General features: G+C 61.4%; 16 protein-coding genes. 8 read left to right on the top strand and 8 right to left on the bottom strand.

Annotation, left to right across the window (positions count from 1 at the left end; all coding sequences use genetic code 11):
* Positions 1–221, top strand: a 221-nt coding sequence (locus AAIL66_RS17810) for a hypothetical protein (RefSeq protein WP_343497342.1), incomplete at its 5' end; no start/stop codon positions are given.
* Between the two features lie 597 nt (positions 222–818).
* On the opposite strand, the gene AAIL66_RS17805 is transcribed toward AAIL66_RS17810, so the two are convergent.
* The gene (locus tag AAIL66_RS17805) at positions 819–1,037 is read right to left on the bottom strand and encodes a hypothetical protein (RefSeq protein ID WP_003069105.1); all 219 of its coding nucleotides are present in this window, start codon (positions 1,035–1,037) and stop codon (positions 819–821) included.
* A 199-nt stretch (positions 1,038–1,236) separates the two neighbouring features.
* Here AAIL66_RS17805 and AAIL66_RS17800 point away from each other — a divergent pair, with 199 nt between their 5' ends.
* Both AAIL66_RS17800 and AAIL66_RS17795 read left to right on the top strand, forming a co-directional pair.
* Complete coding sequence (locus AAIL66_RS17800) at positions 1,237–1,626, top strand: CidA/LrgA family protein (protein ID WP_034353487.1); 390 nt, start codon at positions 1,237–1,239, stop codon at positions 1,624–1,626.
* On the top strand, positions 1,623–2,363 hold the full coding sequence (locus AAIL66_RS17795) for an LrgB family protein (protein ID WP_343497341.1): 741 nt from the start codon (positions 1,623–1,625) through the stop codon (positions 2,361–2,363). Before AAIL66_RS17800 ends, AAIL66_RS17795 begins: the two co-directional genes overlap by 4 nt.
* Before the next feature lie 39 nt (positions 2,364–2,402).
* Here the strand turns inward: AAIL66_RS17795 and AAIL66_RS17790 are convergent, their stop codons facing one another.
* Positions 2,403–3,353, bottom strand: coding sequence for a DMT family transporter (locus AAIL66_RS17790; RefSeq protein ID WP_122974438.1), 951 nt, complete (start codon positions 3,351–3,353; stop codon positions 2,403–2,405).
* An 87-nt stretch (positions 3,354–3,440) separates the two neighbouring features.
* Here AAIL66_RS17790 and AAIL66_RS17785 point away from each other — a divergent pair, with 87 nt between their 5' ends.
* Positions 3,441–4,385: a LysR family transcriptional regulator gene (locus AAIL66_RS17785; protein ID WP_343497340.1), complete on the top strand. Its 945-nt coding sequence runs from the start codon at positions 3,441–3,443 to the stop codon at positions 4,383–4,385.
* A 9-nt stretch (positions 4,386–4,394) separates the two neighbouring features.
* Here the strand turns inward: AAIL66_RS17785 and AAIL66_RS17780 are convergent, their stop codons facing one another.
* The 3 genes from AAIL66_RS17780 to AAIL66_RS17770 all read right to left on the bottom strand — a co-directional run bounded on the left by AAIL66_RS17780 (position 4,395) and on the right by AAIL66_RS17770 (position 7,007).
* Positions 4,395–4,949: a hypothetical protein gene (locus AAIL66_RS17780; protein WP_343497339.1), complete on the bottom strand. Its 555-nt coding sequence runs from the start codon at positions 4,947–4,949 to the stop codon at positions 4,395–4,397.
* A 294-nt stretch (positions 4,950–5,243) separates the two neighbouring features.
* Positions 5,244–5,915: a thiaminase II gene (gene tenA, locus AAIL66_RS17775; protein ID WP_045839930.1), complete on the bottom strand. Its 672-nt coding sequence runs from the start codon at positions 5,913–5,915 to the stop codon at positions 5,244–5,246.
* 126 nt (positions 5,916–6,041) lie between these two features.
* Entirely contained in the window at positions 6,042–7,007 is a 966-nt protein-coding gene (locus AAIL66_RS17770; RefSeq protein ID WP_034391379.1) for a LysR family transcriptional regulator, read from the bottom strand.
* Between the two features lie 197 nt (positions 7,008–7,204).
* On the opposite strand from AAIL66_RS17770, the gene AAIL66_RS17765 reads away from it, so the two are divergent.
* The 3 genes from AAIL66_RS17765 (at position 7,205) to AAIL66_RS17755 (ending at position 10,984) form a co-directional block, all read left to right on the top strand.
* On the top strand, positions 7,205–8,398 hold the full coding sequence (locus AAIL66_RS17765; protein ID WP_343497337.1) for an acyl-CoA dehydrogenase: 1,194 nt from the start codon (positions 7,205–7,207) through the stop codon (positions 8,396–8,398).
* Positions 8,399–8,640: 242 nt separating this feature from the next.
* Positions 8,641–9,903, top strand: coding sequence for a CaiB/BaiF CoA-transferase family protein (locus AAIL66_RS17760; RefSeq protein ID WP_343497336.1), 1,263 nt, complete (start codon positions 8,641–8,643; stop codon positions 9,901–9,903).
* Between the two features lie 112 nt (positions 9,904–10,015).
* Positions 10,016–10,984, top strand: coding sequence for a tripartite tricarboxylate transporter substrate binding protein BugE (locus AAIL66_RS17755; RefSeq protein ID WP_034380426.1), 969 nt, complete (start codon positions 10,016–10,018; stop codon positions 10,982–10,984).
* Between the two features lie 121 nt (positions 10,985–11,105).
* Here AAIL66_RS17755 and AAIL66_RS17750 read toward each other — a convergent pair whose 3' ends face one another.
* From AAIL66_RS17750 to AAIL66_RS17740, 3 genes are all read right to left on the bottom strand, one after another.
* Positions 11,106–12,155, bottom strand: a complete 1,050-nt coding sequence (locus tag AAIL66_RS17750; protein ID WP_034380428.1) for a porin — start codon at positions 12,153–12,155, stop codon at positions 11,106–11,108.
* 71 nt (positions 12,156–12,226) lie between these two features.
* Positions 12,227–13,435, bottom strand: coding sequence for a sugar transporter (locus AAIL66_RS17745; protein ID WP_059440938.1), 1,209 nt, complete (start codon positions 13,433–13,435; stop codon positions 12,227–12,229).
* A 128-nt stretch (positions 13,436–13,563) separates the two neighbouring features.
* A complete protein-coding gene (locus AAIL66_RS17740; protein WP_343497335.1) occupies positions 13,564–14,223 on the bottom strand; it encodes an NAD(P)H-binding protein in 660 nt (219 codons plus the stop codon).
* Between the two features lie 108 nt (positions 14,224–14,331).
* On the opposite strand from AAIL66_RS17740, the gene AAIL66_RS17735 reads away from it, so the two are divergent.
* Positions 14,332–15,243 (top strand): LysR family transcriptional regulator, encoded by a 912-nt coding sequence (locus AAIL66_RS17735; protein ID WP_343497334.1) that lies wholly within the window; start codon positions 14,332–14,334, stop codon positions 15,241–15,243.
* Positions 15,244–15,307 lie beyond the last annotated feature (64 nt).

Below are 15,307 nucleotides of genomic sequence, written 5' to 3'. Positions count from 1 at the left end.
GCTTCAACCCGCCCTTGTTGATTTGTGCTCTGCAAATATGCAGCCACTCAACACTGACAACGACTTCAAGCGAAGTACCTGCAGACAAATCGATCCAGCCTCGACCCCATGTCGACATCATGGGCGCAACGCGTTTTTTTCCAAAGGAACGCCACGACAAATTTTTGCGCCTGAATTTCGAATACAATCCGCATCCCTCCAGAGTGAGTGCAGGGAGTTGAAATCCCCGCAGCAGGGTGTTCCGGTCCAATCCGGCACTACATACCCCAGCCGAGAAGGCTGCTTCACTCCATCCAGCCTTCCGTTCTCCACGCGAAAAGCCGGCGCATCAATTACGCCACAGCCCCATGCCTTTCCCTTGCCGGGATAAGGCAGGGTCTCTCTTGCTCGCTCATTTTTTCGAAGTTGCACCGCAACTGTGCATAACTTTGCGCAATCTGGTGCGGATCCATGCCTTGCAATGCCATGCCAGGCACTGACAGCATCGTCCATCTGGCAAACATCCATTCGCTTCAAGCCTATGGCACATAGCAGGTCACCAGGGGCATTTCTCTCTGAAAAATGCCTTTTGAACACCGCTGCACTTGTACTGTCAACGAGATCCATTGCTGTCAATCAGAGCAACCCAGGCTTGAGTCAAGCCACAAAAATGCGCTGTCCATGACAGCGCTTTTTTTCCACAGATCATGTGGACATGACTGTGGATATTCAGTGAAATCCTGGTGATAACAGCACACAAGCCCTTGTACTTGCGGGCTGAAAGGTAGGTTGCCTCCAAATCAGGCAATTGCAATACAAGGGTTAACCCTTTGCCCCATTCAGAGCTGGCGCCGAATCACCATACGCCCCGACTCGGTGATATGCCAGTGCTTTTCTGCATCCTGCTCCACCAGCCCCCGCTCCAGCAGGCGCTTGGAGAGATACTCCTTGGCGGCCGACCACAGAGAGACATCCTCGCCCAGCTCCAGCTTCTTGAGCGTTTCCAATTCATCGACCGTAGGTTCATACACAGGTGCGCGATAGACTGCGGTTTGCATGGTGACTTCTCCTAAGCTCGTGCGATGACTGGCCGCTTCGGCTCCGAAGCGCCTGAGAGCCAAGATAAACCTGTCATCCGCGACACGCAATAGTTACCCGCCTGCTTTACCTTTATTCACCCAAGCCATACCCCACCCTCACAGACCTGGCAGCCTGACAACAGGCTGCCAACTCATTATTCAGGAGCTGACCACCTTTATGCTGTATGCGCTTGCTGTACTTTTCGCCTTTCAGCTATTGGGGGAGTTCCTGGCCCGCGTCACGGGCCTGCCCCTGCCCGGCGCGCTGATCGGCATCCTGCTTTTGCTGCTGGGCCTTCTGTTTTACAAACGCCTACCCAAGACACTGGAGGATACTGCTCAGGTTCTGTTGCAGAACATGATGCTGCTTTTCATCCCCGTCATTGCAGGCGTGATGCTGGAATTCGACCACCTGCGCCGGGAATGGCTGCCGTTTGTGCTGGCCTGCATTGCCGGAGCTGCCATCACATTCACGGCAACCGCCCTCACCTTCCGCTTCTGCCTGCAGCGCCAACGCACTCGCAAGCCGGATGACGAGTCCGCAGCAAAGCAGGAGCCCAGCGCATGAGCACACCCCTGCTTGAACGCCTGCACACCGCCTGGCTGAGCCTGGCCCAAGGCTCGCCCCTGCCCTGGCTGGTGCTGACCATGCTGGTCTATCTGGCGGCCATGGCCATCTACAGGAAAAGCGGCAACCGCCCCATGCTGATTCCGGTGTTTACCGGCGTGGTCGTCATCGTCGCGATTCTGTTGCTCACAGGCACGCCTTATGAAACCTATCGCAGCGGCGTATCCCTGCTGGGTCTGATGATAGGCCCGGCCACCGTGGCACTGGCCATCCCGCTCTACGCCCAGCGCGAGCGCATCCGTCAGCTGTGGTTGCCCATCAGCGTGGCGCTGCTGGTGGGCTGTCTGGTCGCTCTGTTTTCGGCGCTGGGCATCGCCTGGGCCTTTGGCGGCTCGCAAGCTACGCTGATCGCCGTGGCCCCCAAGTCGGCCACCATTCCCATCGCCCTGCCCATGGCCGAGCGTTTTGGAGGGACACCTTCGCTGGCCGCCGTGGCCGTGGCCATTACCGGCATCAGCGGCACCATGATGGCACCGCTGCTGTGCCGCGTTCTGCGTCTCAAGGATCCAGCGGTTCAAGGCTTTGCCATCGGACTTACGGCCCATGCGATTGGCACGGCACGCGCCATTCAGCTCAACCCCACGGCCGCTGCGTTCTCCGCTCTGGCCATGGGTTTGAACGGCGTGGCCACGGCTGTGCTGATGCCACTGGTGCTGGCCACTACCCCCTGGATTTAAAACAATAGCTGCTGGCGCTTGATGCATAACCGCTGGCAGCTATTTTTGATTAGGCTTGCGCTCGCTACGCCGGTAAGCTGCAAGCGCTCCCAGAATCAGCGCCATCCCCAGCCACTGCGCCGGCTGCGGCTTGGCACCAAACCAGAGCAGATCCACCAGCAAAGCCATGACGGGGTAGATAAAGGACAAGCCGGCGATCGCCTGCGCCTGCAGTCTTTGAAATGCCGTGTACATCAGTGTGTACATCCAGGCCGTGTGCACCAGGCCCAGCACCAGCACCGCAGCCCAGACCTTGGGACTGAAGAGTGCCTGGGCGCGCAGCTCCCACACCCAGGGCAGCAAGCTCAGTGCACCAAGCAGCATCTGCAGCATGGCGATCTGCGCCGGCGCAAGCCGCCTGAGCCGCTGGGTGGCCAAGGTGGCCAGGGCATAAAGACTGGCTGCCAGCAGTGCCAGCACAATGCCCAAGGATTGCCCTTGCGACGCCTGCTGGTCAGTCAGCCCGACCAGCCCGCTGCTCAAGCCCACGCCTACCAGCGCCAATACCAGCCAGGGCAGCCGATTGAGCGGCAGAGGCTCGCCCTGCAGCAGGGCCGCCAGCAGCAACAGCAGGAAGGGCTGTACGTGATAGACCACCGTGGCAATGGCAATGCCGCTGTATTCATAGGCACGAAACAGGCACAGCCAATTGACGATGAGCGCCGCAGCCCCCAGCAGCAGCCAGCCGCTCTCGCGCCAGGTCGGTCTGGACCACTGGCCCGACCAAAGCACCCAGGCTGCCAGCCCGAGTCCGCCGAGCAGGCAACGCAACCACACCACCCACAGCACGGGCAGACCGCTCTCCACCACCAGCAGGCCGATGGTTCCGGAAAGCGCCATGGCCAGCACCATGCGCCAGCTACCGCCGGCTGCTGCATTGGGCGGCGAGGTGGCGGCCAAAGCCGGCTTGGAAGCCAGCACTTGCAAAGAGGAAGATGTCTGGGAAGTCATGATGGCATGGTCCCTCAATCACCTCCAAGCATCAATACAGCGCTATTCCACTTACTATTACCCACAGATCAACAATCAAGCTGAACCATGAGCACAGAGCCCGGCCTGCTTCCTGAAATGCTGGTTTTCGCCAAGGTGGTAGAGCTGCGCAGCTTTGCCGCCGCCGCGCGGCAACTGGATCTGACCACCTCGGCCGTCAGCCGCAGCGTGGGCCGGCTCGAAGCCCATTGGGGCGTGCAGCTGCTGCATCGCACGACCCGCTCGCTGTCCCTGACCGAGCTCGGAGCCGAGGTCTATGCAGCCTGCAGCCAGCTGGCACAGACGGCCAGCGATATCCACGCCATTGCCGGCCATTACAGCGGCGTGCCGCGCGGCACGGTGCGACTGACGGCTCCAACCATCTTTGGGGAAATCTGGCTCAGTGCACAGCTGCCTGCGCTGCGCCGCCAATGGCCCGAGCTTGAGGTCGCCGTCAGCCTCAGCGACCAGATGCAGGATCTGGCGCAGCAAGGTCTGGATCTGGCCATCCGCCTGACCCGGCCCGAACAGTTACCACCGCATATGGTGGCGCGCGAGCTGCGCCAGGTGCGCTACATCGCCGTGGCCTCGCCGGCCTACCTCAGGGGTCTGATCAAGCCGCCCGAACATCCACAGGAGCTGGGACGCGAGCATGGCGTGGCATGCATCACGCTGGGCTATGGCGACTTTCAGAGTCGGCTGCAATGGGTGCACGGCCCAATTCGCAGCCCAGAGGCTGTCGTGACCGAAGTCGCCGTTCACTCTCCTTTGTCCATGGACAGCAGCACCGGCATCATTAACTTGGCATTGCAGCATCAGGGCATAGGCCTGGTGGCAGACTTTGCGGCCCAGGCCGTGCTGAGCAGCGGTGCGCTGGTGCAGGTGCTGCCCGACTGGCAGCTGACGGGCAATTACGCGCCGCGCACCGCCTATGCACTGTATATGCCCTCGCGCCACCTGCCGCTCAAGGTACGGGCGCTGATCGACCATCTGGTCGAGGCCGGCAAGCGCTGAGTCCATGACTCAAACCGGCTCAGTTCCAGCAGCCTGAAGGCCAGCCGCATCGACAGTCGCTGCGGCGGTTTGTGGCCAGAAAAGAGCGCGCACTTCAGCGCTGGCATAGGGCAGGATCAGCGCAATCCCGCTCAACATGCCGCCCGCATCGGCAGCAGCGCTGCCCAGACCCGATTGCAAGACAGGGCCGGTAAAACAGGACACCAGCAAGCCGGCAAGCGTTGAGCTCACCGCCAGACTCGGCGCCCAGCTCCTGAAGCTCAGTTGCCCGTAAAAAGAAGCCAGCGTAGTCACAACCACCACCGCCATGGCCAGCAATACTCCGGGCGGATAGCGCTTGATGCCGCCGAATTGCACCATGCTGTCATGCACCGACTTCAGACTCGCCGGGATCAGCGGGAAAAAGGCGTCCAGGCACAGGCCCGCCACAGGGATGAGCATGGAGGCAAGAACAATGGCCCGGTATGCTGATTTCTTCAATGTCCTCTCCCTCGATGCTTTACCGCGCATCGTATCGGGATATCCCCATTCACCCGCTACAAGCTTGTGGACAATACCAACCACTCAACGGGATAAGCGTATCAAGCCATTGTTCTGCAAAGACTTTTCAATGCAAGCTTAATTTTTAAGCAAATCACACTATACGGCTCTTAAAGCCTACAAACTCTGCATTTCATAGCAGCTCACACCTACCAAAATTGGGCTGTAGCCCAGTTTTCCCCACTAAATCACTACAAGCTTGTGGACAAGCCGGAGCAAGCACTTGAATAAGCGACTTAACCCCTTGTCACATTAGAAAAAATGGGGTGCTGATTATTTTTTAATCAGTACCCCGTTCATGCACTAAAACTCAGTCACTCAGCGCAGCGGCCCTTGCCAATCTCCCAGGCGGTAGGCACTGTCCCAGAACATCCATTCCAGCCGGGCCGCATCCTTGTAGGCCGCATGCATGGCCGCGCGCGTGGCCTCGGTGGCCTCCTCGGCCAGGCGATCCACCGTGGCGCAGACGCCGCGCACCGCCGCATGAAACTCCTCGCTGGCATAGGTGTCCACCCAGGCCTGATACGGATTGTCCTTGGCCGAACGCGCATGAATGTCGCGCCCCACCTCGGCATAGATCCAGAAGCAGGGCAGCAGCGCGGCCACGGCCACCGGGTAAGTGGCGCTCCATGCCGTGGCCAGCAGATAGCTGGTGTAGTGATGGCAGGCCGGTGTCAGCGGCGTGGCCGCAAACTGCTCGGGCGTCACGCCGAAGTCACGCATGAAGCCGCCATGCAGAGCGCGCTCCACCACCACGGCCTCATTGGCGGCATTGGCAAACTGCACCACGCCTTCGGCGTTATCGGATTTCGCCGCCGTCACGGCCAGCGCGCGGCCATAGGCGACGAGGTAGTGCGCATCCTGAATCATGTAGTGGCGAAAGCGCTCCCGGCTCAGCGTGCCGGCAGCCAGCTCCTGGTTGAAGGGCAGCTCTAGGGTACTTTGAAACAGTGCCTGGTTGGCGTTCCACAGACTTTGGCTGAAAGACATGATTCGACTCTCCACTACAAGAATTCATAGCAGCCAGCGCTTTACTGGCCGGGCAAGCAATCATTCTTGCCTAGATACCTGCATCGAAGGCCCAAAGCCCGGCGGCCATGCGGTCAAAGCTGTATTTCAAGGATGGCGCTCTGGCTTGCGTCCTGCGGCCTCCTGTGCCTTGTGCTGCAACCACTGGCTGAACACGCGTAGCGCTGGCGACGGTTGTGCCTCGGCCGCCAGCTCGGGCGTGACCAGGTAATAGGCGCGGTTACCGCGCAGCGGCTGGGGACAGGCGACGATGAGATCGCCGCGCGCAATCTCCTGCTCGATCAGCATGGGCGGGATCAGGGCTACGCCCAGACCCTGGCTGGCAGCCACGGCCAGCATGGAAAACAGTTCGAGCCGCATGCCGTCGAGCGCCCGCGGCGCATCGACATGCATCGCGTCGAACCACTGGCGCCAGCCCTGGGGACGCGTGCTTTGCTGCAGCAGCGGCAGGCGCGCAATCACCTCGGGGCCGACCGGCAGCCAGGCACGGCCTGGATCACGCTGCTGGGCCGTGGCCAGCAGTTGCGGGCTGCACACGGGCACGACTTCCTCGTCCATCAGCCACTGCGCCTGCACGCCGGGCCAGCGGACCACCTGCTCGGGCGTGCCCGCGTAGAGAGCGGCATCGAACACCGTGTCGGCAAACAGGAAAGGCCGGGTCTGCACATCGATATGCACAGTGATGTCGGGGTGCTGCTGTGCCAGTTGCGGCAGGCGCGGCAGCAGCCAGCGCGTGGCAAAGGTGGGCACGGCCGCCAGATTGATGGGGCCGCCCTCGCCCTGATGGCTCATCAGATCCAGCGTGTCGCGCTCCAGCCCCTGCAGCCAGCGTCCCACCTGCTTGGCGTAATGCAGTCCCGCATCGGTGAGCAGCACGCCGTGGCGTGTGCGCTTGAACAGCGCCACGCCAACAAACTCCTCCAGCGCAATGATCTGGCGCGAGACGGCACTTTGCGTCAGCGACAGCTCCTGCGCAGCCTTGGTGTAGCTGACATGGCGGGCAGCCGATTCAAAGCAGGCCAGGGCCTGGGTGGAAGGGAGAACTCTGCGCATATCTCTTGTGCTTAGAACGCATCAATCAATCTAAAAACAACGGGGAAACCCTGAATAATTCTTTTATACATGCGTTTTACTCATCCATAGATGATTATTCATCGTTTGCCAGCCCTTGTTCTGCAAACCTAATATGTGTGCAAGCACTCAGGCGGAAATGCGCCTGCAATCCGACACCTTGCATTCAGGAGATGAACATGGCCAATGGCTACCAGTGGGACGACTGCTTCCAACTCGACCAGCAACTGACCGAAGACGAGCGCATGATCCGCGACGCAGCGCGCGAGTACTGCCAGGACAAGCTCAAGCCTCGCGTGCAAGCCATGTTCCGCAACGAGTCCGTGGACGTCAGCATCTTCCGCGAGATGGGCGAGCTGGGCCTGCTGGGCCCCACCATCCCCACGCAATACGGTGGCGCGGGTCTGAACTATGTGAGCTACGGCCTGGTGGCGCGCGAGATCGAGCGTGTTGATTCGGGCTATCGTTCCATGGCCTCCGTGCAATCGTCCCTGGTGATGGTGCCCATCAACGAGTTCGGCACCGAAGCGCAGAAGATGAAATACCTGCCCAAGCTGGCTTCGGGCGAGTTCATCGGCTGCTTCGGCCTGACTGAGCCCGACCACGGCTCCGACCCCGGCTCCATGGCCACACGCGCCTACAAGGTCGACGGCGGCTATCGCCTCAAGGGCAACAAGATGTGGATCACCAACAGCCCCGTGGCCGACGTGTTCGTGGTCTGGGCCAAGGAAGTCTCCGAGGACGGCACCGTGGGCCAGATCCGCGGCTTTGTGCTGGAAAAGGGCATGAAGGGTTTGTCCGCCCCCGCCATCCACGGCAAGGTGGGCCTGCGCGCCTCCATCACTGGTGAAATCGTGATGGACGATGTGTTCTGCCCCGAAGAAAACGCCTTCCCCGACGTGCGCGGCCTCAAGGGCCCGTTCACCTGCCTGAACAGCGCCCGCTTCGGCATTGCCTGGGGTGCGCTGGGTGCGGCAGAAGACTGCTGGCACACCGCCCGCCAGTACACGCTGGACCGCAAGCAGTTCGGCCGTCCCCTGGCCGCCAACCAGCTGATCCAGAAGAAGCTGGCCGATATGCAGACCGAAATCACGCTGGGCCTGCAAGCCGCACTGCGCGTGGGCCGCATGAAGGACGAACACCAGAACGTGATCGAGATCACCTCTCTGGTCAAGCGCAACAACTGCGGCAAGTCGCTGGACGTCGCCCGCATGGCGCGCGACATGCTGGGCGGCAACGGCATCAGCGACGAGTTCGGTGTGGCCCGCCACCTGGTGAACCTGGAAGTGGTGAACACCTACGAAGGCACGCACGATGTGCACGCACTGATTCTGGGTCGCGCCCAGACCGGCATTGCGGCGTTTGCGAACTGATAGCTCCCCCTGAGCGGCTACGCCGCCTCCCCCTCTCTCTTCGGGAGGGGGACGGCAGCTTCGCCGCGAGGCGGCTCTTGCTGGCTGCCCTTACCTCGGGGCAATGCCAACCACCGCTATTCATTTGTTAGCTGGTACCGCTTGATTTGTCTGTGTTTTGGATAGTTTTCATCTCAAAACCCAGACAAATAAAGCGTAAGCAGCTATTTATTTCATTGTTTCGCTTTACGGGGTCATCCGACATGAACGCATCGACAAGCACTTCCACGGGCGCACTGGCAGGCATCAAGGTGCTGGATCTGTCGCGCGTGCTGGCGGGCCCCTGGGCCACTCAGACGCTGGCCGATCTGGGGGCCGACGTGGTCAAGGTGGAGCGCCCGGTTGCCGGCGACGATACGCGCCACTGGGGTCCTCCGTTTCTCAAGGACGATGCAGGCAACGACACGCGCGAAGCCAGTTACTTCACGGCCTGCAACCGCAACAAGCGCAGCCTCACCGTGGACATGGCACACCCCGAGGGCCGGGCCCTGCTGCAGCGCATGGCGCAAGAGGCCGATGTGGTGGTGGAGAACTTCAAGACCGGGGGGCTCGCTCAATACGGTCTGGACTATGAGAGCCTCAAGGCGCTGAACCCGCGCCTGGTGTACTGCTCCATCACGGGTTTCGGCCAGGACGGCCCTTATGCCGAGCGCGCCGGCTATGACCTCATGGTGCAAGCCATGTGCGGCCTGATGAGCATCACCGGCCATGCAGATGGCGAACCCGGCGGAGGCCCTCTCAAGGTTGGCGTGGCCGTGATCGACGTGTTCACGGGGCTCTATGCCAGCAATGCCATCCTGGCCGCGCTCAACGCCCGCGACAATGCGAGAAACGGCACCGGCCAGGGCCAGTACATCGATATGGCGCTGCTGGACGTGGGCATGGCCGTGCTGGCCAACCAGGCTGCAGGGTTTCTGGCCACCGGCCAGGCGCCGGGACGCGCCGGCAACACCCACCCCAGCCTGGCGCCGTATCAGGACTTTCCGACATTGGACGGCAATGTGCTGCTGGCCATAGGCAATGACGGTCAGTTCGCGCGCTTTTGCGCAGCCATCGGCCAGGACGGCTGGGCCCTGGATGCACGCTTTGCCACCAATACCGCCCGTGTACAGAACCGTGCTGCACTGCTGGAGTTGATGAAGCCACAGATGCTTCAGCGCAGCACGGCGGACTGGATTGCGCTGCTCGAAGACAAAGCCGTGCCATGCGGCCCCATCAACACCATTGCCCAGGCCTTTGAAGACCCCCAGGTCAAGGCACGCGGCATTCAGAAAAGCTTGCCGAGAAACGCCTGTGACGGCATTGGCCATATCGCCACCGTCGCCAATCCCATACGTCTGTCGGCCACGCCGGTGACTTACCGCAACGCCCCGCCTGCCCTCGGCCAGCACACCGATGAGGTGCTGCGCGAATTCGGACTTGATGACAACGCCATTGCTGCGTTGCATGAGCAAGGAGTGGTTTGAGGCCTTCACGGCCAAAGCAAGCTCCTGACAACAAAAGAGGGTCCAAGCCCCGAAAACCGCAGGCAATTTCACCAGAGATGCACTGCCAATCACACTTTCCAAGGAGACATTGATGTTCAAGTTCACAGCCACCGTTCTGGCTGCCATGGCTTTTTGCGGCGCTGCACAGGCACAAAGCGCCTATCCCAACAAGCCCATCCGCCTGCTGGTTCCCTTTGCCGCCGGCGGCACGACCGACCTGATCGCCCGCATCATTGCCGAGCCGCTGAGCCGCGAACTGGGCCAGTCCGTGGTGGTGGAAAACAAGGGCGGCGGCGGCGGCAGCATCGGTGCCTCCGAAACCGCCCGCGCTGCGCCCGATGGCTACAACCTCGGCATTGCCACCGTGTCCACTACGGCGACCAACCCGGCCATCAATCCCAAGATTCCCTACAACGTGGCCACCGACTTCACGCCCATCGTGAACATTGCGGCCACGCCCAACATCATTGCGGCCAATCCCAAGTTTGCCGGTAAGGACTACAAAAACTTCCTGACCGAGATCAAGAACAATCCTGCCAAGTACTCCTACGCTTCGCCCGGTCTGGGCTCCATCACCCATCTGATGATGGAAATGTTCAAGCTGGAAACCAAGACCGAGATGACCCACGTGCCCTACCGTGGCTCCGGCCCTGCGCTCAACGACACCGTGGCCGGCCAGGTGCCGCTGATTTTCGACAACCTGCCCTCCACCCTGCCCTTTGTGAAGGAAAAGCGCCTCACGGCTCTGGTCGTCGCCGCCCCCCAGCGCGTTGCCGCCCTGCCTGATGTGCCGACCTTCAAGGAAATCGGCCTGCCCCAGGTCAACCGCATGGCGTACTACGGCATCGTCGGCCCCAAGAACCTGCCCAAGGAGGTGGTGGCCAAGATCAATGCCGCCGTGCGCAAGGCCGTGCAGGACCCCAACGTGAAAAAGCGCATCGAGGAAAGCGGCTCCATCATCATGGCCGACACCCCCGAAGCCTTTGCCAAGCAGATGGCCGAAGAGCTGGCCGTCTACAAGAACGTGGTGCAAAAGCAGAATCTGAAGATGGACGAATAAGCGTCTGCTGAACATGAAAAAAGCCCTCGCCGGCACATACCGGCGAGGGCTTTTTCTTTGCCTTGTCTCATGCACAAGCCAGGTGCCCATGCATGAAACTGGTGCAGCACAAGACCTGTTCTCAGAAACGATGACGGATGCCCACCAGGGCGCTGGTGCCGGACTTGTTGGGAATGTCCATGCTCACGCGGTCATACATGGCCACGGCATAGACGTCGGTGCGCTTTGACAGGAAATGGTCGTAGCCCAGGCTGACGGTGGTGCGTGTGCCGCTGACATTGCCCACTTCCGACTTGGTACGCGCCGCCGCTGCCTTGAAGGTTCCAGGCGTGCCGCTGACTGGAATGTCCAGACCCAGCGAGTAGGTGGTGTTCTCGCGGTCCTGGGCGTTGATCTTGGCCTGGCCGTAAGTGGCATAGAGCTTGGCCACACTGAAGTCATAGCTGCCGCCCACCATCCAGTTGCTCTTGGTCGGCATCACCGCCAGCGATACCGGGTTGCTGATCTGCGCACGCTCGTAGAACGCGGTCAGGCTCAGCGGGCCGCCCGAGTACATCAGGTTCAGGCCCACATTCTTCTTGCCCTTGTTGCCGCTGCTGCTCTGCTCGCCGAACTGGTAATGCACATTGGCCTTGAGGCCGCCAAAGCTGGGTGTGGAATACAGGATCTGATTGCTCCAGCCGGTGTTGGATGCCGTGGTCAGGCTGTCCGCGCCCCAGGCCGCAGTCGTCATATTGGCATGCAGCACCAGCGGCGAGACCGTGAAGGAGTCGCCAAACGGATTGGTCAGCACAGTGGGCAGAAAGTTCGGTGCCATGCCACGACCCAGGCTCACACGACCAAAGCTGCCAGCCAGACCCACATTGGCATCACGCGAGAAAAAGGGGTCGGCATCAAAGCGACCAGGAGTACCGGTGTCGGCACGAAAAAAGCTGGTGATATTGAAGTCGGCCTTGAGACCGCCGCCCAGATCCTCCACGCCTTTCACACCCCACCAGGAAGTGGTCAGACCGCCGGAGCCGACCGAGGCCACGCGTTCTTGCCCTGCCAGCTTCATGGAGCCCGCATAGCTATCGATGGTGCCGGTGAGCTGCACGGAACTCTGGGCCTGAGCCGACAGGCTGGCCACAGCCAGGGCGATGGTGGTGAAGGTAGCGGCAAACGCTTTCATGGATGGTTTCCTCTCTAAAAAGTTTGAGACAAACCACCCATGCAAGAGTCAGGCCAGTTTTGTATACAAAACTAGGACTTCAAACGGAAGCTGTCGGCCAGCTTGAGCATCATGAACAACCAGAGCGCGCCGCCCATGGCAATCAGCAGGCCGCCCACCAGGCCTATATGCGTCATGCTCCATTGCTGGCTGACGATGCTGCCCAGCAGTGCGCCACCGCCAATGCCGATATTGAAAATGCCCGAGAACATGGACATGGCCACATCGGTGGCATCGGGCGCCAGATTCAGCACCTTGGACTGCATGGACAGTGCAAAGCAGATCATGGCAATGCCCCAGACCGAGCTTTGCAGATACAGACTCCAGACATGCGTGCTGCTCATGACCAGCAGCAACAGGCTCAGCGCCAGCACGCCGATGGACGCCAGCAGAAAGCCGCGCGGAAAGCGCAGACCGAACCAGCCGAACAGCACGCTGCCCACAATGCCCATGCCGCCATACAGCAGCAGCACGGCCGTGGTCACATCGCCGGCGTGGCCGGCAATGTCCTGCACAAAGGGCTCGATATAGCTATACGCCGTGAACTGGCCGGTAATCACCACCACCAGCAGCACATAGATGCCGACCAGGGCCGGGCGCCTGAACAGCATGGGCACACTGGACAGGGAGCCTGCGTTCTCGCTGGGCAGCAGAGGCAACAGCTTGCCCAGCACCAGCATCACCGCCGCTGCCACCGCGCCAATGGCCAGAAACGTCATGCGCCAGCCCAGCCATTCACCCACGATGCGGCCCAGCGGAATACCCAGCACCATGGCCACGGAAGTACCCGTGGCCAGCAGGCTCAGCGCCATGGCCTTCTTGCCCGGAGGCGCCACCCGCACGGCCAGAGAGGCCGTGATGGACCAGAACACCGCATGCGACAGCGCAATGCCTATACGGCTGATGACCAGGGATGCATAGCTCCAGGCCACGCCCGATACCAGATGGCTGAGCACAAACACCGCAAACACACCCATCAGCAGCTTGCGCCGCTCCACCTTGCGCGTGAGCAGCATGAAGGGCAGCGAAGCCAGCGCCACCACCCAGGCATAGATGGTGAGCATCAGCCCGACCTGCTCCACCTGCATGTCAAAGCTGGCGCCAATGCTGCTGAGCAGACCGACCGGCACAAACTCGCTGGTGTTGAAGACAAAAGCACCCAGCGCCAGCGCAATCACGCTGAGCCAGGCCTGGGTGGGAGATCGGGTCGATTCGATAGGGGCAGTCAAGGTTTCTGTCATGCAATAAGGCGTGCTGGCGTCTGGCGCCGCAAAACCCGAAATTGTGCGCTTGCAGCATGACAGCAGACAGACGGCCCGGCCTTGCCCCATCAATCAATGGGGTCGGACCGGGCGACGACAGGGCTTGGTCAATACGCGACGGTGAAACGAGCCTTGACGTGTTCGTTCCTGTCCAGGGCATCGATCAACGCCACGGCCAGGTCCTGAACCGAAATATCGCCGGGCTGGCCGTCGGCCTGCACCAAAGGTTCGTCCTTGCCCGTGCGATAGTGACCGGTACGGCCTCTGGACTGCGCATCGGAGCCGCCATGGAAACCCACGGCCGGGCTCAGCATGGTCCAGTCCAGGGCGGCTTCCTTTTGCAGCTCGGCAAACATGTCGCGTGCCGCCGAAGCGCCGGGCTTGATGAAGGCCGGAAAATCGGGCGAATCCACCAGTTGCTGGCCATTCACATACAGGCTGCCGGCTCCACCCACGACCAGATAACGCTTGATGCCCGCGGCCTTGACTCCTTGCACGATGGCACGCGAGCCCTGCATGAAATCGTCATAGATATTGGGATTGCTCCAGCCTGCGTTATAGGCGCTGACCACCGCATCGCAGCCGGCCACGGCGCGCTGCACCTCGTCGGCCTTGAGCACATCGGCCTTGACGAACTGCACATGTTCGCGCGCGGCAGCGGCCTCGGGCTTGCGTACCAGGGCCACGACTTCGTGACCGCGACGCAGCAACTCATCCAGCAACCCGGCACCAACAAAACCCGTGGCGCCAATCAATGCGACTTTCATTGGAAAACTCCTTGTATCTTCAACAGGGCTAAAGATTAATCGCCATTAATCGCGAGAAAAACCCCTTTCAGCCACCATGACCTTGAAGCAGTACTTCAAAATAACCTCATGGAAGATTTCAGACGCATGGCCATTTTTGCCGCCGTGGTGGAGCGCGGCAGCATGAGCGCAGCCGCCCGCCAGCTCGACATGACGCCCTCGGCCGTCAGCCAGCATATCCGTCAGCTGGAGCACGATGCTGGCCTGACGCTGCTGCACCGCTCCACGCGCCAGCTGACGCTGACCGATGCCGGCCAGCGCTTCTACACCCAGTGCGCTGCCATGTGCGAGGCCGCCAGCCGGGCGCGCGCCGAGTTGGCCGCCGAGCATCAGCGGCCCAGCGGCGAGCTGCGTCTGGCTGCTCCGGCCGGCTTTACCCAGCATGCGGCCCCGGCGCTGGGCCAGTGGCTGGCCATGCATCCTGAGCTGCGGTTGCGTCTGCTCATGGATGACGCACCCATAGATCTGATCCAGGCGCGCGTGGATCTGGCGCTGCGCTTCGGCAATCTGCAGGACTCCAGCTGGGTGGCCCGCCACCTGGGACGCAGCGCCACCGTGCTCTGCGCCTCGCCGCATTGGATCAAGGCACACGGCAGCACGCCTCGACACCCTAGCGAGCTGGCACAGCTGCCCTGGCTGGAAATGAGCCGCAGCGACGACGCCCAGGCCGATTTTCTATGGCGCCAGCAGGGCACGGCGCAGGAGTACCGGCTGCAGGTGCGGCCGCTCATGGTAAGCAACCATCGCAGCGCGGTGCAGCAGTTCTGTGAAGCGGGCCTGGGAGTTGCATTGCTCTCGGCCCATGACGTGGCGGCAAGTCTGGAGACGGGCAGCCTGGTGCGCCTGCTGCCTGATTGGGATATGGGCATGCTGGATATCTGGGCCGTCACCGCCAGCCGCGACAGCCTGCCCGCCAAGGTGCGCGAGGCCATCGAGGTGCTGCGCCAGTATTTTGCGCAGCTAGAGGGCATGCAGAACTAGCGCAATCCTTTCGCATGCAACGCCCCAGCCAGCAGCCATCCATGCCTGCCCCCAAAGACCGAAA

This window comes from Comamonas sp. F1-6, from assembly GCF_039581415.1.
Taxonomy (GTDB): domain Bacteria; phylum Pseudomonadota; class Gammaproteobacteria; order Burkholderiales; family Burkholderiaceae_C; genus Comamonas; species Comamonas thiooxydans.
The sequence above is the reverse complement of the archived record's forward strand: the minus strand, read 5'-3'. Positions and strand labels throughout refer to the sequence as shown.